Here is a 24,660-nt window from a genome sequence, read left to right as displayed (position 1 = left end):
GCTCAGCGTAGCCGTACGGGCACCCGGTCGGGATACGCCGCGACCACCGCCCGCCACACGACGTGGGTCTGCTCACCGGCCGCGAGAGCCTGCTCGATGGTCCGTCCGTCGAGCTGGGAGAGCACCTGGTCGCTGGCGATGCTGGCCGCGTAACCCGGCCCGAACGCCTCGTCCAGCCGGGTCCAGAAGTCGGTCAGCCGCACGTGATCACTCCTCCTCCACGGATGCCGTCGACGGCACCCGACGCAACGCTAGCGCCAGCAGCGGCAGCACCGCGATCGCCGCCAACAGGGTGAGCGTCGGATAACCCACCACCCGCATGACAAACCCGCTGGCCGCCGCCGCGCCCGCCCCGGCCAACCCCATGGTCAGGTCGGACAGCCCCTGCACGCTGGGACGCACCCCGGCCGGCACCGCCTCGGACAGCAGCGTCGAGCCGGCCACCATGGTCGCCGACCAGCCGAGGCCGAGCAGGGCCAGGCCGATCGAGAGGCGTGGCGTGTGGTGTCCGGCCGTGCCGGCCACCGCGCACGCGGCCAGCAGCATGCCCACGCCGCCGAGGATCACCGCCCGACGGCCCAGCCGGTCGGTGAGCCACCCGACCACCGGGGAGAGGGCGTACATGCCGGCGATGTGCACGCTCAGCACGATGCCGACGACCCGCAGCACGTCCGCGTCGGAGTGCGACTCGCCGAGGCGTACCGGGGTCATCGCCATCACCGCGACCATCACCAGGTGGCCGACCGCGACGGCGGCGATGCCCAGCCGGGCGGCCGGACGGCCACGCACCACCCGCCAGGCCGCCCACATGCCGGCCCCCCGCGCCACCGGCGTGGTCTTCGTCGCCGCCGGAGCGGCCCCGGCCACCGGCGACGTCCCGGCGTCGGCCACCGGCGACGTCCCAGCGTCGGCCACCAGCGGCGTCCCAGCGTCGGCCACCAGCGGCGTCCCAGCGTCGGCCACCAGCGGCGTCCCGCCGTCACCCGCCGGCCGTGTCCCGGCCTCGGCCGCCGCGAGCCGCCGCGCGGTGAGCAGCGGGTCGGGCCGCAACAGCAGCAGCAGTACGACCGCCGCCAGACCGAACGCGACGGCGCTGAACGCGAACGGGCCGGCCAACGACGGCAGCCCCCAACCCCGGGTCACCCCGTCGGCGAGCGCGGCGAAGTTGGGTGCCGCCACCGAGCCGATGGTGGTGGCCCAGACGACCAGCGAGAGCTGACGGCCCCGGCGGGCGGGTTCGGCGAGGTCCACCGCCGTGTAACGGGCCTGGAGGTTGGCCGCCGTGCCACCGCCGAACAGCAGCATCCCGAGGAAGAGCAGCGGCACCCCGCCGGTGACCGTGGCGAGCACCACCAGCGCCGCCCCGACCGCCCCGACCAGGTACGCCACCACCAGCCCCGGACGACGCCCGTGCCCGTTCATGATCCGGGTGACCGGTACGGCGAGCAGCGCCGCGCCGACCACGCCGCAGCTCTGTGCCAGCCCGGCCACCGCGACACCGGCGACCCGGGCCGCCAGCAACGCGCCGACGGAGATCCCGATGGCCACCCCGATCCCCCCGATGATCTGGGTGGCGATGAGCAGTCGCAGCGTGCGCCGCTGGATCGGGGCGACATCGGGCCGGGTGGGCACACGCAGGTCGACGGTCATCGCAGACTCCTGGTTCGGGGAGCCCATCCTCGCGCAACCGGCCCGCCGTCCGCACGGGGGTATGACCCGGTCGACCATCGGCGCGGACGCCGGTCAGCCGGTCAGGGCACGGGCGCCGGTCAGCCGGTCAGGGCACGGGCGCCGGTCAGCCGGTCAGGGCACGGGCGCCGGTCAGCCGGTCAGGGCACGGGCGCCGGTCAGCCGGTCAGGGCACGGGCGCCGGTCAGCCGGTCAGGGCACGGGCGGCCACGGTGAGGTCGTCGACCAGCCCCCGGTACGCGACGTCCTGGTTGTCGGCGCGCAGCACCGCCGACGGGTGGATGGTGGCCAGCAGGCGGGCGGCGGGCGCGGCGGCGACCGTACCGGCGTCCACCGGCACCCGGGTGAAATCCGCCGGGTGCTCGGCGGCGGCCGGCCAGGGCAGCAGCTCGCCGCGCTGGCGGGTGACCCGGAAGGCCGGGCCGAGCAGGGCCTTCGCCGCCGTCGCGCCGAGCACCACCACCAGCTCGGGGCGGAGCCGGGCGAACTCGGCGACCAGCCACGGCCGGCAGGCGACGATGTGCACCCGGTCCGGGGTCTGGTGGATCCGCCGTCGGCCGCGCAGCTCGTGCCGGAAGTGCTTCACCGCGTTGGTGATGTAGAGGTGGGCCGGGTCGAGGCCGGCGTCGTCGACCGCCCGGCGCAGCAGCCGACCGGCGGGGCCGACGAAGGGCAGCCCGTGCTGGTCCTCCAGGTCGCCGGGTTGCTCACCGACGAAGACCACCCGGGCGTGTTCGTCGCCCCGGCCGAAGACGGTCTGGGTGGCGTCCCGGTGCAGCTCACAGCCCCGACAGCCGGCGGCGGCGGTCCGCAGCTCGGCCAGCGTGCCGGCCTGCGGCGGGATGAACTGCTGGGCACCGGGTGGATCGGTCTGCTCGGCCATGGCGAATGTTCTACCCGTTCCCACGGGAGCACCCGCGACGGACCCGCCGGTCCTCCGTCCCCGGTAGCGCCCCGCTCAGCCGAATCACCTAGCCATCGGGAAGGCGGGTTCAACCAGCTACCGGTGTCGCCCGGCTATGGCTCCTCGTCGGCTTCGATCAGATGAGGGCGCTTTTCGGCGATCCAGGCCTCTACATCGGACTTCAACCAGACGTTGCCCATTTTGAGAGTGGCAGTCGGGGCCGGGAAGTCCCGCCGGTTGATCAAGATGTACGCGCGCTGGCGGGAGATACCCAGACGTTCCTGGATCTCCGCCGCCCCCATCAACGCCAGCCCCACGTGACGAACGCTACGGGCAGAGATAGAGTACGCTTCCGGAAGCGTACATGCTGTACTGCACACGCTTTCTCAATGTACCCTTTACGTCACGTAAACCTCCGACGTCAGGAGTACCAGCGCATGTCTCGTGGGAAGTGGTTCCATCGGCCGGTTCCGGGTGATCCGGGTGCTCGACTGGCCCACCTACGACGGCTGGGTCTGGCTGGAGGGTTACCAGGTGAACGCCGCCGGGGAGGCCGTCTCCCGGCGGCGGATCTTCGTGCAGCGGGCGGGGCTGACCGCGCCTCCTCCCGCCGTCCCGCCGCAGGCCGGCGGGAGGAGGTCGACGGGGCGGGTCAGGCGGTGAAGCCGAACGGGTCGGCGGGGCGGACCGCCGCCGCCATCGCGTCGGCCAGCGGAACCAGGTCGGTGTCGTCGAGCGTGCTGACCGTGATCCGCACGGCGGGCGGGGCGCCGATCCGGTAGAGGCCGCCGGGGGCGACCGACCAGCCGGTGTCACGCAGGGCGGTGACCGTGGCGGTCTCGTCGGGCACCGGCAGCCAGACGTTGATGCCGCTGCGGCCGTGCCCCGTCAGGCCACGTTCGGCGAGCGCGGCGAGCAGGCCGGACCGGCGGTGGTCGTACGCCTCGGCGGCCCGGTGGACCAGCGCCGTGGTGGCCGGATCGGACCAGAGCGTCAGGACGAGTCGTTGCAGGACGGTGGAGACCCAGCCGGCGCCCACCCTGGCCCGCCCGGCCACCCGGGAGACCGTCACCTCGTCACCGGCCAGCACCGCCAGTCGCAGGTCGGGACCGAAGGGCTTGCTCACCGAGCGGACGAAGGCCCAGGTCGGGGTGGCCCCGGCCAGCGCGTGCAGGGGCAGCCGGGACAGCTCGGCGGCGTGGTCGTCCTCGATCAGCAGCAGGTCGGAGCGGCCGGCGAGCAGTGCCCGTAGCGCCCCGGCCCGCGCGGCGGAGACGGCGGCACCGGTCGGGTTCTGTGCCCGGCTGGTGACCACCAGCGCCCGCACCCCCAGGGCCAGCGCGTCCCGGACCCCGGCGACGGTCGGCCCGTCGTCGTCGACCGGCACGCCGACCGGCCGCAGGCCGAGCGCGGCGACCAGGTCGAGCAGGTTGGCCCAGCCCGGATCCTCCACCCCGACCGCGTCGCCGGGGCGCAGGTGGCCGGCGAGCAGCCGCTCGATGCCGTCGAGCGCTCCCCCGGTGACGGTCAGCTCGTCGGCGGGCACCCCGTCGGCGGTGAGCCGGGAGCGGGCGGCCTCGGCCAGCGCGGGGTGCACGCCGGTCGAGGCGTAGCCGGCGGGTGGGCCGATCCCGGTGGCGAGCGCCGCCAGGTGCGGACCGAGGGGTGGCAGCAGCCGCAGGTCGGGCTGGCCCTGGGACAGGTCACGGGTGCCGGGGGCGGGTGCCGGGGGCCGGGCGGCCCGGCGGGTGGCCACCGGTGGCCGGGGCCGCACCCGGGTGCCGTGCCGGCCGGCGGTGGCGACCAGACCCCGTTGCCGCAGTTCCTGGTAGGCACGGGCGACGGTGGCCGGGCTGACCGCCAGCGCGGCGGCGAGCGAGCGGACCGGCGGCAACGCGTCACCGGCGGCGAGCGCACCGGTACGGATGCCGGTTTCGACGCTCGCCGAAATCGCGGCGGACGTCGACCCGAGGATCTGATAATGTGCTGGCACAGTTTCGGGATCGTACTAGAACAAAGACAGGATGTCACATGTACGCACCGACCGCGCGCACCACCGCCAACCGCAGCCGGGACCGGATGAGCTACGACCGGGACGCCGCCCACGCCGTGCTCGACGAGGCGTACCACTGCGTGCTGGGATTCGTGGTCGACGGTGAGCCCCGCCTGCTGCCGACCCTGCACGTCCGCGTCGACGACGTGCTCTACCTGCACGGGTCCACCGGCAGCCGGCCGTTGCTGGCCGCCCGGGGTGACGCCGGCCTGCCGGTCTGCGTGTCGGTGACCCTGCTCGACGGGCTGGTCTACGCCCGGTCGCAGTTCCACCACAGCGCCAACTACCGCTCCGTGGTCGTGCACGGTACCGCCCACCTGGTCACCGGCGACGACGACAAGCGCGCGGCACTCACCGCGCTGGTGGAGAAGGTCGGGGCCGGGCGGGCCGCCGACAGCCGCCCGCCGTCGCGGCGGGAGCTGGCCGAGACGGCCGTCCTGGCCCTGCCCCTGCGCGAGGTGTCGGTGCGGTCCCGCACCGGCGGGGTCGGCGACGAGCCGGCCGACCTCGACCTGCCGCACTGGGCCGGGGTGGTGCCGCTGCGGCTGGCCGCCGGGGCACCCGAGCCGGCCGACGGGGTGGTCGCACCGACCCCCTCCTACCTGCCCGCCACCGCCCGGGGGGCCTGAGTCGGGGGAGGCGCACGGCCAGGCACCCTGTCGCCCGCGACGACCGCCGCAGAGTGGCCGAACACACAGCCCAGGCTGCGGAAAGGGTTTCACTTTCCGGCACCGCCGGGGCGAGTATGACGGGCGTGCTGGGCATCACCGACATCTGGACCTACCTGTTGGGCACCGTGGCGATCGTGCTGCTACCGGGCCCCAACTCCCTCTTCGTGCTCTCCACCGCCGCCAAACGGGGTGTCGCGGTCGGCTACCGGGCGGCCGGCGGGGTGTTCCTCGGCGACTCGGTGCTGATGATCCTCTCCGCCGCCGGGGTGGCCTCGCTGCTCAGGGCGTACCCGCCGCTCTTCCTCGTGATCAGGTACGCGGGCGCGGCCTACCTTGGCTACGTCGGGTTGACCATGCTGCGGGCGGCCTGGCGGCGCTGGCGCGACCGGCACGATCCGGCGGCACCCCGGCTGATCGACGCCGCCGAACCGGCGGCGCTGCGCAGCCCGTTCCGCAAGGCACTGGTGATCAGCCTGCTCAACCCGAAGGCGATCCTCTTCTTCATCTCGTTCTTCATCCAGTTCGTCGACCCGGGCTACGCCTGGCCGGCGCTGTCGTTCCTGCTGCTCGGATTGATCGCCCAGGTGACCAGCGTGCTCTACCTGACCGCGTTGATCTTCGCGGGCACCTTCCTGGCCGCCCAGTTCCGGCAGCGGCAGCGGCTCGCCGCAGGAGCCACCACCGGTGTCGCGGTGCTCTTCCTGGGCTTCGGCGTCAAGCTCGCCACCGCCTCGGTCTGACCGGCCGCCCCGCCGGTCAGGTGCCGTCGCCACCACCGCCGCCGACCCCACCGCCGCCACCGGTGCCGCCCAGCCCGTAGCCGGGCCGGACCGGTCGGTCGGGCGGGCGGCTGACATGGGCCGACTCGGTTATCCGGGCCGACCAGTGCGCGTCCGAGGCCGCCGCCGCGTGCCGGTCGATCGCCGCACGCAACCAGCCGTCGACGACGGAGACCCAGTCCCGTTGCCCGTCGTCGGCGTGCCAGATCCGGAACCGGCTGATGCTCTGGTGGCTGATCCCGGTCAACGAGAGACGCCGGTCCAGCCAGAGCAGCACCTCCAGGCCGGCGGAACTGGTCACGAAGATCAGCTCCAGTTCGGTGATCGGGCCGGCGTACAGCGGGCCGACCCAGTAGCCGAGACGTTGGTGCACCGGCAGGCTCTGCGCGACCCCCGGCAGCCGGCTGGACACCAGACCCGCCTGCCGCATCACGAACCCGAGGGTGCCCAGCGCCGCCAACACCTCCTGCTGGGTGGGGATCGGATGCACGAAGACCGGCACCAGCGCACCCTGCTCCAGCTCCGGGTCCACCGACACCTCGGTACGCAGCGCGGTGCGCAGGCTCATCAACGGCACCCCGCCGAAGATCGTCACCGGGGTCTCCCACGGCAGCGGCACCGCGAAGTCGATGGCCCGCCGTCGCCCGGCCGGTACGACGAACCGGCCCCCCACCGGCACCTGGTGGTACTGCACGAGCCGGCGGGGCGCGCGGGGGTCCTCCGGTTCGGCGGTGGCGACCAGACCGAGGCGCACGTGCCGGATCGGCACGTCCCACGATCCGGCGCTGAGCATCACCCGCCCCGGCAGCCGCAGGCCCGGCCGGGTACTCGGATTGGTCAGCGTGGTGCTCACCGCCAGTCCGGTCGCACCGGACTCCCGGGACACCCCGGTCAACCGCATCGCCGCTCCTTCCCCCGCCGGTCACCGGCCCGGACGGGCCGGTGACCGCCACCCCGCCCGAGCGGACCGGGCGACGGACAGCGGGATTCCCGGTGTCCGGCCCGGCACTCCCCCGGACACCCTCACGAAGCACCCCACCCCGCTCCGGGCGGGGAGCGGGGTGGGGCGGGATGCGCCGGAGCGGGCCGGCACGGTCAGACGGGTCGTCGTCAACGCAGGCGGCGGCCCCGGGGAATCGGGTCGGTCTCGTCGTCGAACTCCCCGATGACCTCTTCGAGCAGGTCCTCCAGCGCCACGAAACCGATCGGCCGGGTCGGGCCGCCACCGTTGCGGACCAACGCCAACTGGGCCTGGTCGGCCCGCATGGCGGCGACCGCCTCGGTGACCGAGGAGGTGGCCGGCAGGGTGAACGACCGGGTCATCAGCTCGGCGGCGGTGGCCGTCCGGCCGGTGGTCACCGCCCGGACCGCCTCCCGGACGTGCACCAGCCCGCACACCTCGCCGCCGCCGTCCAGGACGGCGAGCCGGGACCGGCCGCTGTCCCGGCTGACCTGTTCGATCCGCTCGGCGGTGTCGTCCCGGTGGACCGTGATGATCCGGTCGAAGGGCTCCATCACCTGGGCGACGGTGGTCTCCTGCAACTCCAGCATGCTGGTCAGCATCTGGTGCTGCTCGGCACCGAGCAGGCCGTGCTCGCGAGACTGCTCCAGCAGGATGCGCAGCTCGTCCGGGCCGTGGACCTGGGCGAGCTGGTCCTGTTGCTGCACCCCGACCAGCCGCAGCATCGCGTTGGCCAGGGCGTTGAGCAGGGACAGCACCGGGCGGGCGACCCGGGCGAAGGCCCGGAACGGCAACGCCAGCAGCGTCGCCGAGCGCTCGGCGTCGGTGATCGCCCACGACTTCGGGGCCATCTCGCCGACCACCAGGTGCAGGAACGTCACCAGCCCCAGCGCGAAGACCAGGGCGACGACGTGACTGGCCGCGGCCGGCAGTCCGACCGCGTGCAGCAGCGGGCTGATCAGGTGCTCGATCGCCGGTTCGGCCAGCGCGCCCAGCCCCAGGGTGCACAGGGTGATGCCGAGCTGCGCCCCGGCCAGCATCAGGGACAGCTCGCGTACCCCGTCCAGCGCGGCGCGGGCGGCCCGGCTGCCGCCGGCGGCGGTCTGTTCCAACCGGTAGCGCTTCGCCGCCACCAGGGCGAACTCGGCGGCCACGAAGAAGCCGTTGAAGGCGAGCAGCAGCACCGACACCACCAGTGCGACCACCGGGCTCACGACCGTTCCTCCCCGCTGCGGGTGGCGCTCAGGTCCACGGCCGCGTTCCGGTCACCGGCCATGGTGAGGCGGACGGAGTCGGCCACGTGCCGGTCCACCGCGAGCACCTCGACCAGGGCCTTCGGCCGCTCCACCGGTTCCTCGCCGTCGGCCGGCAGGACGATCTCCAGCCGGTCCCCCACCTCGGGCACCCGGCCCAGCTCCCGCATGACCAGCCCGGAGAGGGTGTCGTACTCGGGGGCCTCGGGCAGCGAGATACCGGTGCTGTCGGCCACCTCGTCGATCCGCCAGCGGGCCGGCACCACCCAGGAGCCGTCGTCCTGGCGGGCCGGGGCACGCTCGGGTGGGTCGTCCTCGTCGCGGATCGGCCCGACCAGTTCCTCGGCGATGTCCTCCAGCGTGATCACACCGGCGAAGCCGCCGTACTCGTCGACCACGCAGGCGAGCTGCCGGTGCCCGGACCGCAGCCGGTCCAGCACCGTGGGCAGCGGCAACGTCTCGGGCACCAGCAGCGGCGGTACGGCCACCGTGCTGACCGGGGTGGTGGCCCGCTCCGCCGGGGGGACGCCGAGCACGTCGGCGATGCCGATCACGCCGACCAGGTCGTCGACGCCGTCGGCACCGCGTACCGGGAAACGGGAGTGGCCGGTGTCGAGCAGCTCGACCACCCGGCTGACCGGCTCGTGCGACCGGACGGTGTCCACGTCGACCCGGGGGACCATGGCCTCCCCGGCGGTCAGCTCCCGGAAGTCGAGGCCCCGGTCGAGCAGGTCGGACATCTCGGCGTCGAGGTGCCCCTCCTCCCGGGACTCGGCGATGATCTGCTCCAGGTCGGCGGGGGTGGCGCCGCTGGGCAGCTCCTCGATCGGCTCGATGCCGACCCGGCGCAGCAGCCGGACGGCGGCCCGGTCGAAGAGTGTGATCAGCGGCCCGGCGATCTTCAGGTAGATCAGGGTGGACCGGCTCAGCGCCCGGGCCAGCGCCTCGGGCCGGGCGATGGCCAGGTTCTTCGGGGCCAGCTCGCCGAGGACCATCTGTACGACGGTGGCGATGACCAGGGCCAGCGCCACCGACAACGGCAGGCTGACCCCGGTGCCGACGCCGGCCCCACCGAGCAGCTCGGCCAGGCCGGCTCCCAGGTACGGCTCGGCGGCGTAGCCGACCAGCAGGGCGGTCACCGTGATGCCGAGCTGCGCTCCGGAGAGCATGAACGACAGCCGGCCGGTGACCTCCAGGGCGCGGGCCGCCTTGGCGTCTCCGTCGTCGGCGAGCTGCTTGAGCTTGCCCCGGTCGACGGCGACGTAGCCGAACTCCTGGGCCACGAAGTAGCCGGTGGCGGCGGTGAGGACGATGATGAGTGCGAGGCCGACGACGATCAACACGGGTCGCTCAGGGCTCCCGTGGACGTCGGGGCGGGGGATTGCCGGGCACGACCCGGCTGGCTACTGCTGCCCTCCTGGGCAGAGGAGTCGATCATTCGGCAATGATATCCGCGCTGCCTGCGAGCCCGCTGAGGGTGGGCCTAATGTGCCCGCTCGTCATCGTCGTCCCCGGGGTCCGGGGTCGGCCAGCTCGTCGACGTCGAGCAGGCTGCGGTCGACCCGACCCGACCGGTAGGCGGCCCGGCCGATCATCTGGGCGGCCACCGGCGCGGTGGCCAGCTGGAAGACCCCGACCAGGACGATCATGCCGAGATCGGCGGCGGTACGCAGCCGCAGCGCCAGCCCGACCAGCAACAGCAGTACGCCCAGCACCTGGGGTTTCGTGGCCGCGTGCATCCGGTCCAGCACGTCCGGGAAGCGCAGCACGCCGATCCCGGCGGCGAGGCTGAGCAGTGCCCCGCAGACCAGGGCGACGGCGGCCAGCCCGTCGAGCACCGTACCCACGCTCACGACTCCTCCCGGGCGGCGAAGCGGACCAGGGCCACCGACCCGACGAAACCGAGCAGGGAGAGCACCACCAGCACCGGCAGGGTGGTGGCGTGCCGGTTGACCGCCGCCTCCGCGCCGACCGCGCCGAGCATGGTGGCGAGCAGCAGGTCGGCGGCGATGACCCGGTCCAGCAACGACGGACCCCGGTAGATCCGGGCCAGGGCCAGCAGGGCGGTGACCGACAGCAGGACGGTCAGGACGACGGCGAGGACGACGGTCACGGTGCCTCCGTGGGTGCGGTGCTGAGCTTGCGTAGTTCGGCGTCGGAGCCGACGGCCCGGACGATCCGTTCCTCGACGGCGAGGATCCGGTCCCGGCTGCCGGTCAGGTCGGCCGGGGACCGCACGTCGAGCACGTGGACGTAGAGCACCCCCGCGTCCCGGTCCACCTCGACGATCAGGGTGCCCGGCACCAGGGAGAGCAGTTCGGCGGTGAGCGCCAGGTTGAGGTCGGTGCGGACCCGCAGCGTCACCCCGATGATCGCCCCGCGCGGGCGGAAGCCCGGACGCACGGCGATGGTGGCGACGTGGATGCTGGCGCTGACCAGTTCGACGACGAAGACACCGGCCAGGGTCAGCAGCGCCCGGGGGCGCAGCCGGCCGCCGAAGGAGACCGGCGGGAGGGGGAAGAACAGCAGCACCGCCCCGCCGACGAGCAGGCCGGTGAGGAGGTTGGCCGGGGAGAACTGCCCCCACAGCAGGTTCCAGACCACGACCAGCCAGCCGAGGGCGATGACCTGGTCGCGGCGGCGTCCGGTGCGCGGCGGCGACGAGCCGGTCACGGTGGCCCACCGGGCAGGACGGCCCGCACGTACGGGGTGCGCAGCCGCAGGTCGACGGCGGCGTCGGCGGTGACCTGGAACAGCGGGCCGGCGGCGACGGTGAGGACCAGCCCCAGCACCACCAGGGCGGTGGTCGCGCCGACCATCAGCCGGGGCAGCCGCTCCACCGGGTCGGCGGTGGCCAGTCGGGGCGCCCGCCAGAACGCGATGTTCCACACCCGGGAGGCGGCGTAGAGGGTGAGCAGGCTGGTCACCGTGCCGGCGACGACCACCGCCCAGGGCAGCGGCCCGCCGTGCGCCACCCCGGCCTGGAGCAGGCCGACCTTGCCGAGGAAGCCGGAGAACGGCGGGATGCCGGCCAGGTTCATCGCGGGGACGAAGAAGAGCACCGCCAGCAGCGGGGCGACCCGGGCCAGCCCACCGAGCCGGCGCAGGTCGGTGCTGCCGGCCCGCTCCTCGACCAGCCCGGCGACCAGGAACAGGGTGGTCTGGACGGTGATGTGGTGCACCACGTAGAAGATCGCCCCGGAGAGCGCGGCGGTGGTGCTCAGCGCCACCCCGAAGATCATGTAGCCGATGTGGCTGACCAGGGTGAACGACAACATCCGCTTCAGGTCCGACTGGGCCACCGCGCCCAGCACCCCGACCATCATGGTCAGTCCGGCGCCGACCATCAGCAGGTTGCCCACCTCGGCGCCGGGGAAGAGCAGCGTCTCGGTCCGGATGATCGCGTAGACGCCGACCTTGGTGAGCAGGCCGGCGAAGACGGCGGTGACCGGTGCCGGAGCGGTCGGGTAGCTGTCCGGCAGCCAGGCGGAGAGCGGGAACAGCGCCGCCTTGATGCCGAAGGCGAGCAGCAGCATCAACTGCAACGCCAGCCGTACGCCGTCGGGCAGCGCGTCGAGCCGGCCGGCGAGCTGCGCCATGTTGAGGGTGCCGGTGGCCGCGTACACGAGTCCCACCGCGGCCAGGAAGATCATCGAGGAGAGGATGCTCACCACCACGTACGTGGAGCCGGTGCGGATCCGGGCCTCGGTGCCGCCCAGGGTGATCAGCACGAAGCTCGCCGCGAGCAGGATCTCGAACCCGACGAAGAGGTTGAACAGGTCACCGGCGAGGAACGCGTTGCAGATCCCGGCGGTCAGCACCAGGTAGGTGGGGTGGAAGATGCTCACCGGGGCGGACTCGCTGGTCTCCGCCCGGCCCTGGCCGATCGAGTAGAGCAGCACGCAGAGGGTCACCGCCGAGGAGACCACCAGCATCAGCGCGGCGAGCTGGTCGGCCACCAGCACGATGCCCACCGGCGCGGGCCACCCTCCCGCCTCGGCCACCACCGGCCCCTCCCGGTGCGCGCGGACCAGCAGCAACGCCGCGACGACCAGGTTGGTGCCGAGCGCGACCACGCTGACGGTGCGTTGCACCCGGGGCCGGTCGACCAGGATCAGGGTGAGCGCCGCGCCGAGCAGCGGCACCACCACCGGCAGCGGGACGAGCCGGCTCACCGGGCACCGTCCGACCGGTGCGGGGGCCGCCGGGCCGGCTCCGGGGACACCTGTTCCGGGTCGTCACCCGGTCCCTCGCCGCCCAGGTCGGCGTTGGCCACCTCGTTACGGGCCGCGAGGGCGACGATCTGCTGGTCCTCCACGTCGTCCTGGACCTCGTCGTTGCCGCTGAGATACCAGCTCCGGTACGCCACGGCGGCGAGGAACGCGGTCAGCCCGAAGGTGATCACGATGGCGGTGAGCACCATCGCCTGGGGCAGCGCATCACTCATCTCCCCGTCCGGGCCGGTGCCGACCACCGGCGCCCCACCCGCCCGGCCACCCACCAGGATGAGCAGGTTCACCCCGTTGCCGGCCAGGATCACGCCGAGCAGGATCCGGGTGAGGCTGCGCTCCAGCAGCAGGGTCACCCCGGTGGCGGTGAGCACCCCCACGGCGATCACCAGCACCAGCGTGGGTCCTACGCCGCTGTCCCTCACCGCCGGTCCCCCTCGTGGTCGACGACGAGCCCCCGGTCGGCCTTGCCGGCCGCCTCGGCGTGCCGGTCGATCTCCGCCCCGAGGCTGCGCAGGATGTCCAACATCAGTCCCACCACGATCAGATAGACCCCGACGTCGAAGAAGAGCGACGTCACCAGGTACGGCCCGCCGAGGCCGGGCAACGGCAGGTCGACCTTGACGCTCTCCAGCACCGTCCCGGTGGCCAGCAGGCTGAGCACCCCGCCGCCGACACAGATCGCCAGGCCCGCGCCGAGCACCGTGCCCGCCCCGACCGGGGCCGCCTCGGCCAGCTCGTACCGGCCCCCGGCCAGGTAGCGCACGGCCAGCGCCAGACTCGCCACCAGGCCACCGGCGAAGCCGCCGCCGGGCGCGTTGTGGCCGGAGAAGAGCAGGAACAGGGAGAAGAGCACGACGGTGTGGAACAGCAGCCGGGTCACCACCTCGAAGACGATGGAGCGCCGCCGCTCGTGCAGCGTCGCCCCACCGCGCAACCAGACCGGCCGGTCGTCGCGGCGGGGCGAGGAGGGTTCGACCCGGCGCGGTCGCGGCCCGGTACGGGACCGCTCGAAGATCAGGCTGGCCACCCCGGTGGCCGCCACCACCAGCACGGCGACCTCCCCCATGGTGTCCCAGGCGCGGATGTCCACCAGGGTCACGTTGACCACGTTGCGGCCGTACCCCTGCGCGACGGACAGGGCCGGGAAGTCGGTGGAGACGGACACGGCGGTGCGGGCGTCTGAGGCGATCAGCGCCAGCCCGGCCAGCACCACCCCCACCGCGGAGCCGAGCAGCCGGCGGGCCCACCGGCTCCGGCGCAGCGGCCGGGCGGAGAACCGCTCCGGCAGTCGCCGCAGCACCAGGACGAAGACGGCGATGGTGGCGGTCTCCACCAGGAACTGGGTCAGCGCCAGGTCGGGTGCGCCGTACAGCACGAACAGCATCGCGGTGCCGTAACCGGTCACCCCGACCAGGAGCATCGCGGTCAGTCGCCGCCGGGCGTTGACCGCGAAGACCGCCGCGACCCCGACGATCACGCCGACCACCAGTTGCAGCGGGCTGTCCCAGACCGCGATCCGGGTCCGCCACGGGCTCGTGCTGACCAGCGCGGTCCCCGGCACCAGCACCAGGGCCAGCAGGACGGTGCCGAGATAGAGCGGCAGCGAACCCCGCTGCGTGGCACCGGTGACCTCGATGGCCAGCCGGTCGAACCGGTGGGTGGCCCACTCGTATCCCCGGTCGCCGGTGAACGGCAGCCGCCACCGGGCCAGCGTCGGGGCGAGCGGGCCGCGTACCGCGTGCAGCAGGAACCCGCCGGCCAACGCCAGCGCGGACAGGCCGAGGGCCGGGGTGAACCCGTGCCAGAGGGCGAGTTCGTCGTCGGGTGGGCCGAAGAGTGCCGCGTACGGGGCGAGCAGGCCGTCCAGTCCGGCGGCGGCCGGACCGGCGACCAGCCCGGCCAGGGCGAGCAGGGCCGGCGGGGCGAGCATGGGCACAGGGACCGGGTCCGGCGCGGTGACGGGCACGTCGGGCCGGGTGGCGAAGGCGCCCCAGAGGAACCGGATGCTGTAGGCGACGGTGAGCACCGTGCCCAGGACCAGGCCGGCGAGCACCACCGGCCGGTCGGCGGTGGCGGCGAAGACCGCCTCCTTGGCGACGAAGCCGAACAGCGGCGGCACGCCCGCCATCGAGGCGGCGGCGAGCACGGCGACCACCGCCAGCACCGGTGCCCGACGACCGAGGCCGGAGAGTTCCCGCAGGTCGCGGGTGCCGACCTCGTGGTCGATGATGCCGATCACGAGAAACAGCGCCGCCTTGAACAGGGCGTGGGCGAGCAGCATCGCCACCCCGGCGAGCGCGGCGTCCGCGCTGCCCGTGCCGATGACCACGGTGAGCAGGCCGAGCTGGCTGACGGTGCCGTAGGCCAGCAGCAGCTTCAGGTCGCACTGGCGCAGCGCCGCCCAGCCGCCGACGAGCATGGTGACCAGGCCGAGGGTGAGCAGCACGGGACGCCACGGCCCGACGTCGGCGAGGGTCGGGGCGAGCAGGCCGATCAGGTAGACGCCGGCCTTCACCATCGCCGCCGCGTGCAGGTAGGCGCTGACCGGGGTGGGCGCGGCCATCGCCGCCGGCAGCCAGCCGTTGAACGGCACGATCGCCGACTTGGCGAGCGCGCCGGTCAGGATCAGCAGCACCACGGCGACCAGCGTCGGGCCGCCGGGCAGCGGCGCGGCGGCGATCTCCGACCAGCGGTAGGTGCCGGCGTGTCCGCCGAGGATCAGGAAGCCGAGCAGCATGGCCAGCCCGCCCATGGTGGTGACGGTCAGCGCCTGGGCCGCCGCCCAGCGGCTGGCGCGTCGCTCGGTGCTGTGGCCGATGAGCAGGTAGGAGAAGACGGTGGTGAGTTCCCAGAAGACGTAGAGCAGCAGCAGGTCGTCGGCGAGGACCAGGCCGAGCATCGCCCCGGCGAACGCGACCAGCACCGCGACGAACCGGGGCAGCCCCACCGAGTCGGCCGCGAAGTACCGGCCGCAGTAGACCAGGACCCCCGCGCCGATCCCGCCGACCAGCAGGGTCATCAGCCAGGACAGCGTCGTCAGCCGCAGCGCCACGTCCAGGTCGAGCTGCCCGATCCAGCGGTACGTCTCGACGACCGCGCCGCCGTCGCGGACGGCCGGGGTGCGGGCCAGCGCCCAGCAGCACGCGGCGGCGGGCACCAGCGCGAGCGGGTAGCAGGCGCGGGCCCCCCACCGGCGGACCAGCAGCGGCGCGGACAGCGCCGCCACCAGGTGGAGGAGCAGCAGTACGAGCACGCGTCCTCCCGTCGAACTGGCGGCGCGCGCCGGGCGAGATGTCCCGGCCAGCACCGATCACACGCCAGTTCCGCCCGCTATGGGGCGTTTTCGGGAAATCGTCCGCTCAGCCGGACGGGACGTCGCCCCCGGCGAGCACGGGAGTCAGGTCCCGGACCGGTTCGACCAGCAGGTCGGGGCGACCGAGCTGGCGGGCGACCTTGTCGACCACCCGCTGGGCCACCGCGAGCGAGCGCACCGGCAGCAGCTTGCCGCGGCTCTCCCGGCGCAGCACGAAATAGTGCACGGCGACCCGCACCTGGCCCCGGTCGGCGGCGCTGGACTGCGCGGTGGAGACGACCAGCTCCCGCAGACTGCCGGCGAGACGCTCGGCCAGCTCCAGCTCGGGGCCGCGCAGACTGGTCCGCAGGGCGGCGAGGTGGCTTTCGACCTTGCGGATGAGCACGTCGGTGCCGGGCGTGGGGCCACGTTCCTCGACGAACATCCGATTCCTTTCGCCCGTTGCTACGTTCCGAGTGAAGTTACTTTATGTCGCCGGGCACAAGCAAGCAGTTAAGTAAGACTTAACGTACTAAAAAGTCAATCAGTCTTTAATTACCTTATGCGGACAGATCGCTCGACGCTTCGGTGGAATGTCGGCCGGTCGGGGCAGGATGGACGCGTGACGGGGCAGCGGGGCACGGCGGGCACGGCGGCGGTGCCGCCCGGCTTCGGCCCGGCCACCCGGGCCTGGTTCACCGCCGCCTTCGCCGCGCCCACCGCCGCCCAGCTCGGTGCCTGGCAGTCGGTGGCCGCCGGCCGTAACGCCCTGGTGGTGGCACCCACCGGCTCGGGCAAGACCCTCGCGGCGTTCCTCTGGTCGCTCGACCGGCTGGCCGACGCACCACCGCCGGCCGACGCCCGGCGACGCTGCCGGGTGCTCTACGTCAGCCCGCTCAAGGCGCTCGCGGTCGACGTCGAGCGCAATCTCCGCACCCCGCTCGCCGGTATCCGGCAGGCGGCCACCCGGCTCGGGACGACCCCTGCGGACATCACCGTCGGAATGCGCACCGGCGACACGCCGGCCGACGAGCGGCGGGCGTTCGCCCGCACCCCACCGGACATCCTCATCACCACCCCGGAGTCGCTGTTCCTGCTGCTCACCTCCGCGGCCCGGGATTCGCTGCGCGGCGTCGAGACGGTCATCCTCGACGAGGTGCACGCCGTCGCGGGCACCAAGCGCGGCGCCCACCTGGCGCTGTCCCTGGAACGCCTCGACGGGCTGCTGGCGCGGCCCGCCCAGCGGATCGGCCTGTCCGCGACGGTCCGGCCGATCGACGCCTGCGCCCGGTTCCTCGGCGGCGCCCACCCGGTCGACGTGGTGCAGCCGGCCGTCCCCAAGACGATCGAGGTCAGCGTCGAGGTCCCGGTGGAGGACATGACCCGGCTCGACGAGACCGAGCAACCGCCCCAGGACGACCTGGGCGGCCCCGGCCCGCGCCGGGCGTCGATCTGGCCCGCCGTGGAGGAGCGGGTCTTCGCCCTGGTCCGGGCGCACCGCTCCACCATCGTCTTCACCAACTCCCGGCGCAGCGCCGAACGGCTCTGCGCCCGGCTCAACGAACTCGCCGCCGAGGATGTGGCCACCGAGGAACCGGCCGCCGCCGCGCCGCCGCCCGCCGCCGCGCCGCCGCCCGCAGACGGGCCACCCGCCGGGAACGGGCCACCGAACGGAGACAGGCCGCCCGACGGGGACGGCCCATCGAACGGGGACGGGCCACCGAACGGGAACGGGCCACCGAACGGGGACGGGCCACCGAACGGCCCGGGTGCCGGGCCGGGCGGGGCGCAGCGGTGGGGCGGACCGGTGGGTCCGCAGCGGATCCCCCACCCCCCGGCCGAGGTGATGGCCCAGTCCGGCACGGCCTCCGGTGTCGCTCCGGTGATCGCCCGCGCCCACCACGGCAGCGTCTCCCGGGAGGAGCGCAAACAGATCGAGGAGGCGCTCAAGTCCGGCCGGCTGCCCGCCGTGGTGGCCACCTCCAGCCTGGAACTGGGCATCGACATGGGCGCGGTCGACCTGGTGGTGCAGATCGAGGCCCCGCCGAGCGTCGCGGCCGGGTTGCAACGGGTCGGCCGGGCGGGGCACCAGGTGGGCGCGGTGTCCCGGGGGGTGGTCTTCCCCAAGCACCGGGGCGACCTGCTCTCCTGCACGGTGGTCGCGGAACGGATGGCCGTCGGTGCCATCGAGGAGCTGCACTACCCGCGTAACCCGTTGGACGTGCTCGCCCAGCAGATCGTCGCCATGGTCGCCCTCGAACCGTGGTCGGTCGGCGACCTGGCCGGGCTGGTCCGCCGGGCCGCCCCCTTCGCCGAACTGCCCGACTCGGCCCTGCACGCCGTGCTCGACATGCTCTCCGGCCGTTACCCGTCGACCGCCTTCGCCGAGCTGCGCCCCCGGGTGGTCTGGGACCGGGCCACCGACGTGCTGACCGGCCGGCCGGGCGCCCAGCGCCTCGCCGTCACCAGCGGCGGCACCATTCCCGACCGGGGGCTGTTCGGGGTCTTCCTGGCCGGGGCGGAACGCGCCGCCCGGGTCGGCGAGCTGGACGAGGAGATGGTCTACGAGTCCCGGGTCGGCGACGTCTTCCTGCTCGGCTCGTCGTCCTGGCGGATCGAGGAGATCACCCCCGACCGGGTGCTGGTCTCCCCCGCCCCCGGCCAGGCGGCCCGGATGCCGTTCTGGAAGGGCGACCAGTCGGGCCGTCCGGTCGAGTTGGGCCGGGCCATCGGCGCCCGGGTCCGGGCGTTGCTGCGCCTCGACGACGCCACCGCCCTGACCGCGTTGCGCGCCGGTGGCCTGGACGACTGGGCGGCCGGCAACCTGATGGCGTACCTGCGGGAGCAGCAGGCCGCCACCCGCTCGCTGCCCGACGACCGGACGGTGCTGGTCGAGCGGTTCCGTGACGAGCTGGGCGACTGGCGGCTGGCCGTGCACAGCGTGCTCGGGGCCCGGGTCAACGGGCCGTGGGCGTTGGCGATCGGTCGCCGGCTGGCCGAACGCTACGGCGTGGACGCCCAGGTGATGCCCGCCGACGACGGGATCGTGGTGCGGTTGCCGGACACCGCCGACGAGCCGCCCGGCGCCGACGTGGTGGTCTTCGAGCCCGACGAGATCGCCCAGCTGGTCGAGGAGTCGGTGGGCACCTCCGCGCTCTTCGCCGCCCGGTTCCGCGAGTGCGCCGCCCGGTCGCTGCTGCTGCCCCGCCGTGACCCGCGCCGTAGGCAACCGCTCTGGCAGCAACGTCAACGCGCCGCCCAACTGCTCGACGTGGCCCGCGAGTACGCCGACTTCCCGGTCACCCTGGAGGCCGCCCGCGAATGCCTCCAGGACGTCTTCGACCAGCCCGCCCTGGCCGGGTTGATGCGCGACCTGGCCAGCCGGAAGGTCCGCCTGGTCGAGGTGGAGAGCGAGCGGCCCTCGCCGTTCGCCCGGTCGCTGCTCTTCGGTTACGTCGGCGCGTTCCTCTACGAGGGGGACGCCCCGCTGGCCGAGCGGCGGGCCGCCGCGCTGGCGCTCGACTCGGCCCTGCTCGGCGAACTGCTCGGCCGGGTGGACCTGCGCGAACTGCTCGACCCGGCGGTGCTCGCCGAGACCGAGCGGCAGGTGCGCTGGCGCACCGACCAGCGTCGTCCCCGCGACGCCGAGGACGTCGCCGAGCTGCTGCGGGTGGTCGGCGACCTGAGCGAGGCGGAGCTGGCCGAGCGGGGCGTACCGGTGGACTGGCCGGTGGAGCTGGCGGCGGCCCGCCGGGCGCTGCGGGTCCGGATCGCCGGCGAGGAACGCTGGGTGGGCATCGAGGATGCCGCCCGGCTGCGCGACGCGCTCGGGGTGGCGCTGCCGGTCGGGGTGGCCGAGGCGTACCTGACGCCGGTGGCCGACCCGCTCGGCGACCTGGTCGCCCGGTACGCCCGCACCCACGGGCCGTTCGCCGCCGCGAGCTGTGCCGCCCGCTTCGGGCTGGGGGTGTTCGTGGTGGAGCAGGCGCTGCGCCGGCTCGCCGCGACCGGGCGGGTGGTCTCCGGCGAGTTCACCCCGGACAGCGTGGGCACCCAGTGGTGCGACGCCGAGGTGCTGCGGCTGCTGCGCCGCCGGTCGCTCGCCGCGCTGCGCCGGGAGATCGAACCGGTGCCGCCCCGGGTGCTCGCCGGCTTCCTGCCCCGGTGGCAGCAGATCGGCTCGTCGGCGCGCGGGGTCGAGGCGGTCGCCGCCGCCGTCGAGCAGTTGCAGGGCACGGCGGTGCCGGCGTCGGCGTGGGAGCGGCTGGTGCTGCCCGCCCGGGTCGCCGACTACTCCCCCGCCCAGCTCGACGAGCTGTGCGCCGGGGGTGAGGTGGTGTGGTGCGGTTCGGGGGCGATCTCCGGCGGCGACGGCTGGATCACCCTGGCGTACGCGGACGTCGCGCCACTGCTGCTCCCCCCGGCGGACGACGCCTTCGCCGGCACCCCGCTGCACGCCGCCGTGCTGGACGCGCTCGCCGACGGTCAGGCGCTGTTCTTCCGCCCGCTGGCCGACCGGGTGGGCTCGACCGACGACGCCGCCCTGACCGCGGTGATCTGGGATCTGGTCTGGGCGGGGCAGCTCACCAACGACACCCTCGCCCCACTGCGGGCGGCGCTCGGCGCCGGGGGCGCGCACCGGTCCCGCCCGGCCGCCCCACGGACCCGCTACCGGCGTCCGGGGCGGGTGGCGCTGCCCAGCCGGGGTGGCCCGCCTACGGTGGCCGGGCGCTGGTCGCGGCTGCCGCAGCGGGACACCGACCCGACCCGGCGGGCCGCCGCCCTGGCCGACCTGCTGCTCGACCGGCACGGGGTGGTGACCCGGGGCGCGGTGCTGGCCGAGCAGGTGGTCGGGGGGTTCGCCGCCGTCTACCCGGTGCTCGCCGCGCTGGAGGAGCGCGGCGCGGCCCGACGGGGCTACTTCGTGGAGGGGCTGGGGGCGGCTCAGTTCGCGGTGCCCGGCGCGGTGGACCGGCTGCGGGCGCTCGCCGAGCCGACCGACCGGGGCCGGGGTCACGGGCCGACCACGGTGCTCGCCGCCACCGACCCGGCCAACCCGTACGGCGCGGCGCTGCCCTGGCCGGAGCGGGCCGTCGACTCCGGTGACGGCACCGCACCGGGCAGCGGGCACCGGGCCGGGCGCAAGGCCGGGGCGGTGGTGGTGCTGGTCGGTGGCGACCTGGCGCTCTACGTCGAGCGGGGCGGACGGACGATCCTCTCGTTCACCGACGACGCCGACACGCTGGCCGTCGCGGGCAAGGCGCTCGCCGACGCCGTGCACTCCGGGGCGTTGGGGGCGATGTCGGTGGAGCGGGCCGACGGCGCGGCGGTGCACTCGTCGCCGCTGAGCGACGCGCTCACCGCCGCCGGTTTCCGGACCACCCCCCGTGGCCTGCGCCTACGCGGCTGACCGGGCGGGCCACCCGGCGGAGCCTGCGCCAACCCGGCTACCGGGCAGGCCTCCTCGCGGGGATGACGGCCACCCGCACCGGTGCCGCCCGGTGCGGCGACGACCGGCCGATGGCGGGCCGGCCGGGTCAGCCGAGCTTGGCCAGCACGTCGTTGTAGCGCTGCTGCTCGGCGGCACTGGTGCGGGTGCCCAGGTAGTTGAGCACCACCGCGCCCGCCCGGTACGCCTTGGACCCCCACAGGTCGGTCTGGTTGGTGGCGGCCGCCTCGTCGGGGAAGACGTAGACGGAGACCGCGTCGGTGACCATGAGCTGGGCGCAGCCGACCCCCGTACCGTCGGGTCCGCAGTCCTTGGACCGGTCACGCGGGTCGGGCACCTTCAGCCCGGCGGCCTTGAACGCGTCGACCACTTTGCGGGCGGCGGGCGCGCTGGTCTCCTTGGTCGGCCGCACGAACGGCGGGGTGGAGGGGCTCTCCCGGGGGGTGGTGCCCGGCTTGGCGGCCTTCGCCGGACCGTCCGCCGGGGCGGCCTCGCTGGTGGCCGGGGCTTTCGACCGGCCGTCGGCCCACGCCCCGCCGTCCCGCTCGTCGGCGGGGTCGTCACCGCAGCCGGCCAGGGCCAGCGCGACGAGGACGGCAGCGGTCGTGGACAGGATACGAAGGCGTTTCGTCACCCCGGCAGTCTGCCGAACCCGGTCCGTGGGCGGCACCGGCCGGTCGGCCGATCGGGGTGTCCGGTCAGTGATAGTGCGCCCACCGCACTAGCCTGCCGGCATGACCACCACCCCCTGGATCTCGCTGACCACCGACTACGGGCTCACCGACGGCTTCGTGGCCGTCTGCCACGGGGTGATCGGCCGGATCGCCCCGGCGGCGCGGGTGGTCGACGTGACCCACCTGGTGCCGCCGGGGGACGTCCGCCGGGGTGCGGCGGTGCTCGCCCAGGCCGTGCCCCACCTGCCCTACGGGGTGCACGTGGCGGTGGTGGACCCGGGCGTCGGCACGGCACGGCGGGCGGTGGCGCTGGTCACGCCGGGCGGGCTGCTGGTCGGGCCGGACAACGGGGTGCTACCGGAAGCGGCTCGGGCGCTCGGCGGGATCACCTCGGCGGTGGAGCTGACCGCGCCGGGGTGGCTGGCGGCCGAGGTGTCGGACACCTTCCACGGCCGGGACGTCTTCGCTCCGGTGGCCGCCCGGCTGGCCCTCGGTGGGCGACCGGCCGACGCCGGACCGCAGGTCGACCCGGCGACCCTGGTGACCCTGCCCGCACCGGTGTCACGTCGGGAGGCGGACGGGTTCACCGCCGAGGTGCTCACCGTGGACCACTTCGGCAACGTGCAGCTCGCCGCCGGGGCCGACCTGCTGACGTCGCTGCCCGGCGCGGTGGAGGTCGCCGGCCACCCGGCGGTGAAGGGACGGACGTTCGGCGACGTGCCCGCCGGTGAGCTGCTCGTGCTCGTCGACTCCGCCGGCCTGGTGGCGGTGGCCCGTAACGGCGGCCGGGCGGTGGACCTGCTCGGGGTCGCCCCGGGCACCCTCGTCACGGTGCGGGGACGGGTCCGGGGGTGAGCTGCGCTCCCTGCCGGGCGTCCGGTGTGGAATGCTGCTGCGGTGGGTGAAGTGTGGGTTCCGGTGGGCTGTCCCTGTTGTGCGTCCCGGACGGGTGGGGGCACCTGTCCGGTCTGTTTCTGGACCGATGACGGCCAGGGCGACGCCGATGCCGACGTGGTGCGGGGCGGGGCGAACGGTGAGCTGAGTCTCACCCACGCCCGGCTGAACTTCGCCGTGTACGGTGCCAGTCACCCCCGCTACCAGGACATGGTCCGCCCACCCCGCCCGGACGAGCGGCCCTGAGCCGGGCCCTCCCCCGACCGGCCGGGACGTACCCGGGGTCGGGGGCGGTCCCGTGCGTCGACGGGTGGCCCGGTCAGCAGGGTGACACGGTGCCGCCGTACACGGCGGACACGTACGCGTGGCTGACGTACTGGCCGCCGGCCAGCCGGTTCCACCGGTTGGTGGTCCGGTACGTCCCGGCGACCGTCTGCCCCTTGACGTAGCACTGGATCGGTACGTCGGCGTGCGTCGCGGCGAGCCCCCGGGTGGCGTACGAGGTGCCGGGGCCGGTACGGATGTTGAGCGGCCCGGAGCCGACGACGCCGCGTGGGCCGCTGCCGGTCCACAGGTAGGTCACGTCGACCCAGGCGTTGTCGGTCAGCAGCAGGCCGTCCCAGAAGGTGCCGTCGGCGAGGTCGATGCCGGCCGGGTTGAGCACGGTGCGCCCGAACTGGTCCTTGCCGCCGTTGTAGCCGTCCTGGTAGGCGGCCTGGGCCTCGGGCCGCCCCTGCGGCAGGTTCTTCCAGTTCTCCCGGACGGCGGCGGGGTTCCAGTAGTCGTCGCGGGTGTTCCACGGGCCGACGTCCCAGACCGGTGCGTACTCACAGCGGCTGCCGCTGGTGGTGCAGACCCGGACGGTGTAGTCGCCGCTGTCGAGCGGGGCGAGCCCCCGCCGGGAGGGCAGGGCGACGAAGTGGTCCCGGGGTCGGATGGTGTGGCCGTTGGCGGTCACCCCGCCGACCTCGCCCTCCCGGGTGGCGAAGACCCGGTAGCTGCGGACCGCGACGGGGGCGGGGGCCGCGACGGTGGCGGTGTCGGCGGTGAGCCGGACCGCGCGTACCGAGGCGACGGCCTTCGGGTCGCGGGTGGTGAGCAGCACCCGGGTCTGGATCCGGCTGACCGGCCGGTCGAAGACGGCCGGAGCGCCGCCGGCCTCCCGCCACTCCGTCCAGCCGGTGGACCGCGCGCCCCGGACCTGCACCTGAACGGTGGTGCCGGCGGGTGTCTCGGCGGTGAGGTCGGCGTGGATCCGGTTGGCCGGGCCGGCGAGGGTGCGCGCGGGGGCGAGCAGCGCCCCCTCGGCCACCGACGCCGCCAGCGCGGCGGGCCGGGTCCGCCGGGTGGGCCGGGTGTCGGCCAGGCGCAGCAGGCCCGTGTCGGACCGGACGTTGACGTCGTCACCGCCGCCGACCGCGAGGTCGATCGACCACCGCTCGCCGCCGGCCGCCGCCGCGGACCGGTCGGGCACAGCGCGGTCGAGCACAGCACGGTCGAGCACAGCGCGGTCGAGCACAGCACGGTCGAGCAGAGCACGGTCGGGCACCGAGCGGGCCAGCACGGACCGGTCGAGCACAGCACGGTCCGGCGCGGGCCGGGACCGGTCCGCGCCGCTGGAGGCACGGGGTGCGGCGGCGGCGGTGGTCGGGGTGAACGCGCCGGTCAGGGTCACGGCCAGCAGACCGACGAGCAGGGAGGACGGGGGACGACGGGGGCAAAATGCCATAATTTTCTCCTCAGAACTCCCTCATAGTGCATTTGTTGGTAGATCGACAGGAAGTGCGCTACAAATAGCGATACATGCGA

Annotated in this window: 21 protein-coding genes and 2 pseudogenes; 6 read left to right on the top strand and 17 right to left on the bottom strand. The window is 74.4% G+C overall.

Annotation, left to right across the window (positions count from 1 at the left end; genetic code table 11):
* Positions 1 to 2: 2 nt before the first annotated feature.
* From O7612_RS09000 to O7612_RS08985, 4 genes are all read right to left on the bottom strand, one after another.
* Positions 3 to 203 (bottom strand): DUF3046 domain-containing protein, encoded by a 201-nt coding sequence (locus tag O7612_RS09000; protein WP_282272171.1) that lies wholly within the window; start codon positions 201 to 203, stop codon positions 3 to 5.
* A gap of 4 nt (positions 204 to 207) precedes the next feature.
* Complete coding sequence (locus tag O7612_RS08995) at positions 208 to 1,677, bottom strand: MFS transporter (RefSeq protein ID WP_282272169.1); 1,470 nt, start codon at positions 1,675 to 1,677, stop codon at positions 208 to 210.
* Between the two features lie 196 nt (positions 1,678 to 1,873).
* Positions 1,874 to 2,572, bottom strand: a complete 699-nt coding sequence (locus O7612_RS08990) for a UdgX family uracil-DNA binding protein (protein WP_282272167.1) — start codon at positions 2,570 to 2,572, stop codon at positions 1,874 to 1,876.
* 134 nt (positions 2,573 to 2,706) lie between these two features.
* On the bottom strand, positions 2,707 to 2,895 hold the full coding sequence (locus O7612_RS08985; protein WP_067315306.1) for a helix-turn-helix domain-containing protein: 189 nt from the start codon (positions 2,893 to 2,895) through the stop codon (positions 2,707 to 2,709).
* A 142-nt stretch (positions 2,896 to 3,037) separates the two neighbouring features.
* On the opposite strand from O7612_RS08985, the gene O7612_RS08980 reads away from it, so the two are divergent.
* On the top strand, positions 3,038 to 3,256 hold the full coding sequence (locus O7612_RS08980; protein WP_282272166.1) for a hypothetical protein: 219 nt from the start codon (positions 3,038 to 3,040) through the stop codon (positions 3,254 to 3,256).
* On the opposite strand, the gene O7612_RS08975 is transcribed toward O7612_RS08980, so the two are convergent.
* Positions 3,246 to 4,586: an aminotransferase class I/II-fold pyridoxal phosphate-dependent enzyme gene (locus O7612_RS08975; RefSeq protein WP_282272164.1), complete on the bottom strand. Its 1,341-nt coding sequence runs from the start codon at positions 4,584 to 4,586 to the stop codon at positions 3,246 to 3,248. The genes O7612_RS08980 and O7612_RS08975 overlap by 11 nt on opposite strands.
* Positions 4,587 to 4,624: 38 nt before the next feature.
* On the opposite strand from O7612_RS08975, the pseudogene O7612_RS08970 reads away from it, so the two are divergent.
* Positions 4,625 to 5,254: pseudogene (locus O7612_RS08970) on the top strand (pyridoxamine 5'-phosphate oxidase family protein); the annotation flags it as partial.
* A gap of 137 nt (positions 5,255 to 5,391) precedes the next feature.
* Positions 5,392 to 6,057, top strand: coding sequence for a leucine efflux protein LeuE (gene leuE, locus O7612_RS08965; RefSeq protein WP_282272162.1), 666 nt, complete (start codon positions 5,392 to 5,394; stop codon positions 6,055 to 6,057).
* Positions 6,058 to 6,073: 16 nt separating this feature from the next.
* Here the strand turns inward: leuE and O7612_RS08960 are convergent, their stop codons facing one another.
* The 10 genes from O7612_RS08960 to O7612_RS08915 all read right to left on the bottom strand — a co-directional run bounded on the left by O7612_RS08960 (position 6,074) and on the right by O7612_RS08915 (position 16,279).
* On the bottom strand, positions 6,074 to 6,997 hold the full coding sequence (locus O7612_RS08960) for a sporulation protein (protein ID WP_282272160.1): 924 nt from the start codon (positions 6,995 to 6,997) through the stop codon (positions 6,074 to 6,076).
* A 209-nt stretch (positions 6,998 to 7,206) separates the two neighbouring features.
* Positions 7,207 to 8,271, bottom strand: coding sequence for a hemolysin family protein (locus tag O7612_RS08955; protein WP_282272158.1), 1,065 nt, complete (start codon positions 8,269 to 8,271; stop codon positions 7,207 to 7,209).
* Positions 8,268 to 9,653 (bottom strand): hemolysin family protein, encoded by a 1,386-nt coding sequence (locus O7612_RS08950; RefSeq protein ID WP_282272156.1) that lies wholly within the window; start codon positions 9,651 to 9,653, stop codon positions 8,268 to 8,270. Before O7612_RS08950 ends, O7612_RS08955 begins: the two co-directional genes overlap by 4 nt.
* A 156-nt stretch (positions 9,654 to 9,809) precedes the next feature.
* Positions 9,810 to 10,163, bottom strand: a complete 354-nt coding sequence (gene mnhG / locus O7612_RS08945) for a monovalent cation/H(+) antiporter subunit G (protein ID WP_282272155.1) — start codon at positions 10,161 to 10,163, stop codon at positions 9,810 to 9,812.
* Positions 10,160 to 10,423: a monovalent cation/H+ antiporter complex subunit F gene (locus O7612_RS08940; protein WP_067302741.1), complete on the bottom strand. Its 264-nt coding sequence runs from the start codon at positions 10,421 to 10,423 to the stop codon at positions 10,160 to 10,162. The genes mnhG and O7612_RS08940 overlap by 4 nt, the downstream gene beginning before the upstream one ends.
* The gene (locus O7612_RS08935; RefSeq protein WP_282272154.1) at positions 10,420 to 10,983 is read right to left on the bottom strand and encodes a Na+/H+ antiporter subunit E; all 564 of its coding nucleotides are present in this window, start codon (positions 10,981 to 10,983) and stop codon (positions 10,420 to 10,422) included. Before O7612_RS08935 ends, O7612_RS08940 begins: the two co-directional genes overlap by 4 nt.
* Complete coding sequence (locus O7612_RS08930) at positions 10,980 to 12,485, bottom strand: Na+/H+ antiporter subunit D (RefSeq protein ID WP_282272152.1); 1,506 nt, start codon at positions 12,483 to 12,485, stop codon at positions 10,980 to 10,982. Before O7612_RS08930 ends, O7612_RS08935 begins: the two co-directional genes overlap by 4 nt.
* On the bottom strand, positions 12,482 to 12,934 hold the full coding sequence (locus O7612_RS08925; RefSeq protein ID WP_282272150.1) for a Na(+)/H(+) antiporter subunit C: 453 nt from the start codon (positions 12,932 to 12,934) through the stop codon (positions 12,482 to 12,484). The genes O7612_RS08930 and O7612_RS08925 overlap by 4 nt, the downstream gene beginning before the upstream one ends.
* Positions 12,935 to 12,960: 26 nt before the next feature.
* Positions 12,961 to 15,795: a Na+/H+ antiporter subunit A gene (locus tag O7612_RS08920; RefSeq protein ID WP_282272148.1), complete on the bottom strand. Its 2,835-nt coding sequence runs from the start codon at positions 15,793 to 15,795 to the stop codon at positions 12,961 to 12,963.
* A 106-nt stretch (positions 15,796 to 15,901) separates the two neighbouring features.
* The gene (locus tag O7612_RS08915) at positions 15,902 to 16,279 is read right to left on the bottom strand and encodes a hypothetical protein (protein WP_282272147.1); all 378 of its coding nucleotides are present in this window, start codon (positions 16,277 to 16,279) and stop codon (positions 15,902 to 15,904) included.
* A 225-nt stretch (positions 16,280 to 16,504) separates the two neighbouring features.
* Here O7612_RS08915 and O7612_RS08910 point away from each other — a divergent pair.
* Positions 16,505 to 21,244 (top strand): annotated as a pseudogene (locus O7612_RS08910) (DEAD/DEAH box helicase); the annotation flags it as partial.
* 127 nt (positions 21,245 to 21,371) lie between these two features.
* On the opposite strand, the gene O7612_RS08905 reads toward O7612_RS08910, so the two are convergent.
* Positions 21,372 to 21,917, bottom strand: a complete 546-nt coding sequence (locus O7612_RS08905; protein WP_282272144.1) for a hypothetical protein — start codon at positions 21,915 to 21,917, stop codon at positions 21,372 to 21,374.
* A gap of 100 nt (positions 21,918 to 22,017) precedes the next feature.
* Between O7612_RS08905 and O7612_RS08900 the strand changes: the two genes are divergently transcribed.
* Both O7612_RS08900 and O7612_RS08895 read left to right on the top strand, forming a co-directional pair.
* On the top strand, positions 22,018 to 22,812 hold the full coding sequence (locus tag O7612_RS08900; protein WP_282272143.1) for an SAM-dependent chlorinase/fluorinase: 795 nt from the start codon (positions 22,018 to 22,020) through the stop codon (positions 22,810 to 22,812).
* Between the two features lie 42 nt (positions 22,813 to 22,854).
* Complete coding sequence (locus tag O7612_RS08895) at positions 22,855 to 23,097, top strand: CPCC family cysteine-rich protein (protein WP_084261072.1); 243 nt, start codon at positions 22,855 to 22,857, stop codon at positions 23,095 to 23,097.
* Between the two features lie 73 nt (positions 23,098 to 23,170).
* Here O7612_RS08895 and O7612_RS08890 read toward each other — a convergent pair whose 3' ends face one another.
* Positions 23,171 to 24,580 (bottom strand): hypothetical protein, encoded by a 1,410-nt coding sequence (locus tag O7612_RS08890; protein ID WP_282272141.1) that lies wholly within the window; start codon positions 24,578 to 24,580, stop codon positions 23,171 to 23,173.
* Between the last annotated feature and the right edge of the window lie 80 nt (positions 24,581 to 24,660).

The sequence above is a fragment of the Micromonospora sp. WMMD987 genome (assembly GCF_029581435.1).
In the GTDB taxonomy this organism is placed as follows: domain Bacteria; phylum Actinomycetota; class Actinomycetes; order Mycobacteriales; family Micromonosporaceae; genus Micromonospora; species Micromonospora rifamycinica.
This window is presented reverse-complemented; position numbering and strand designations above follow the sequence as displayed.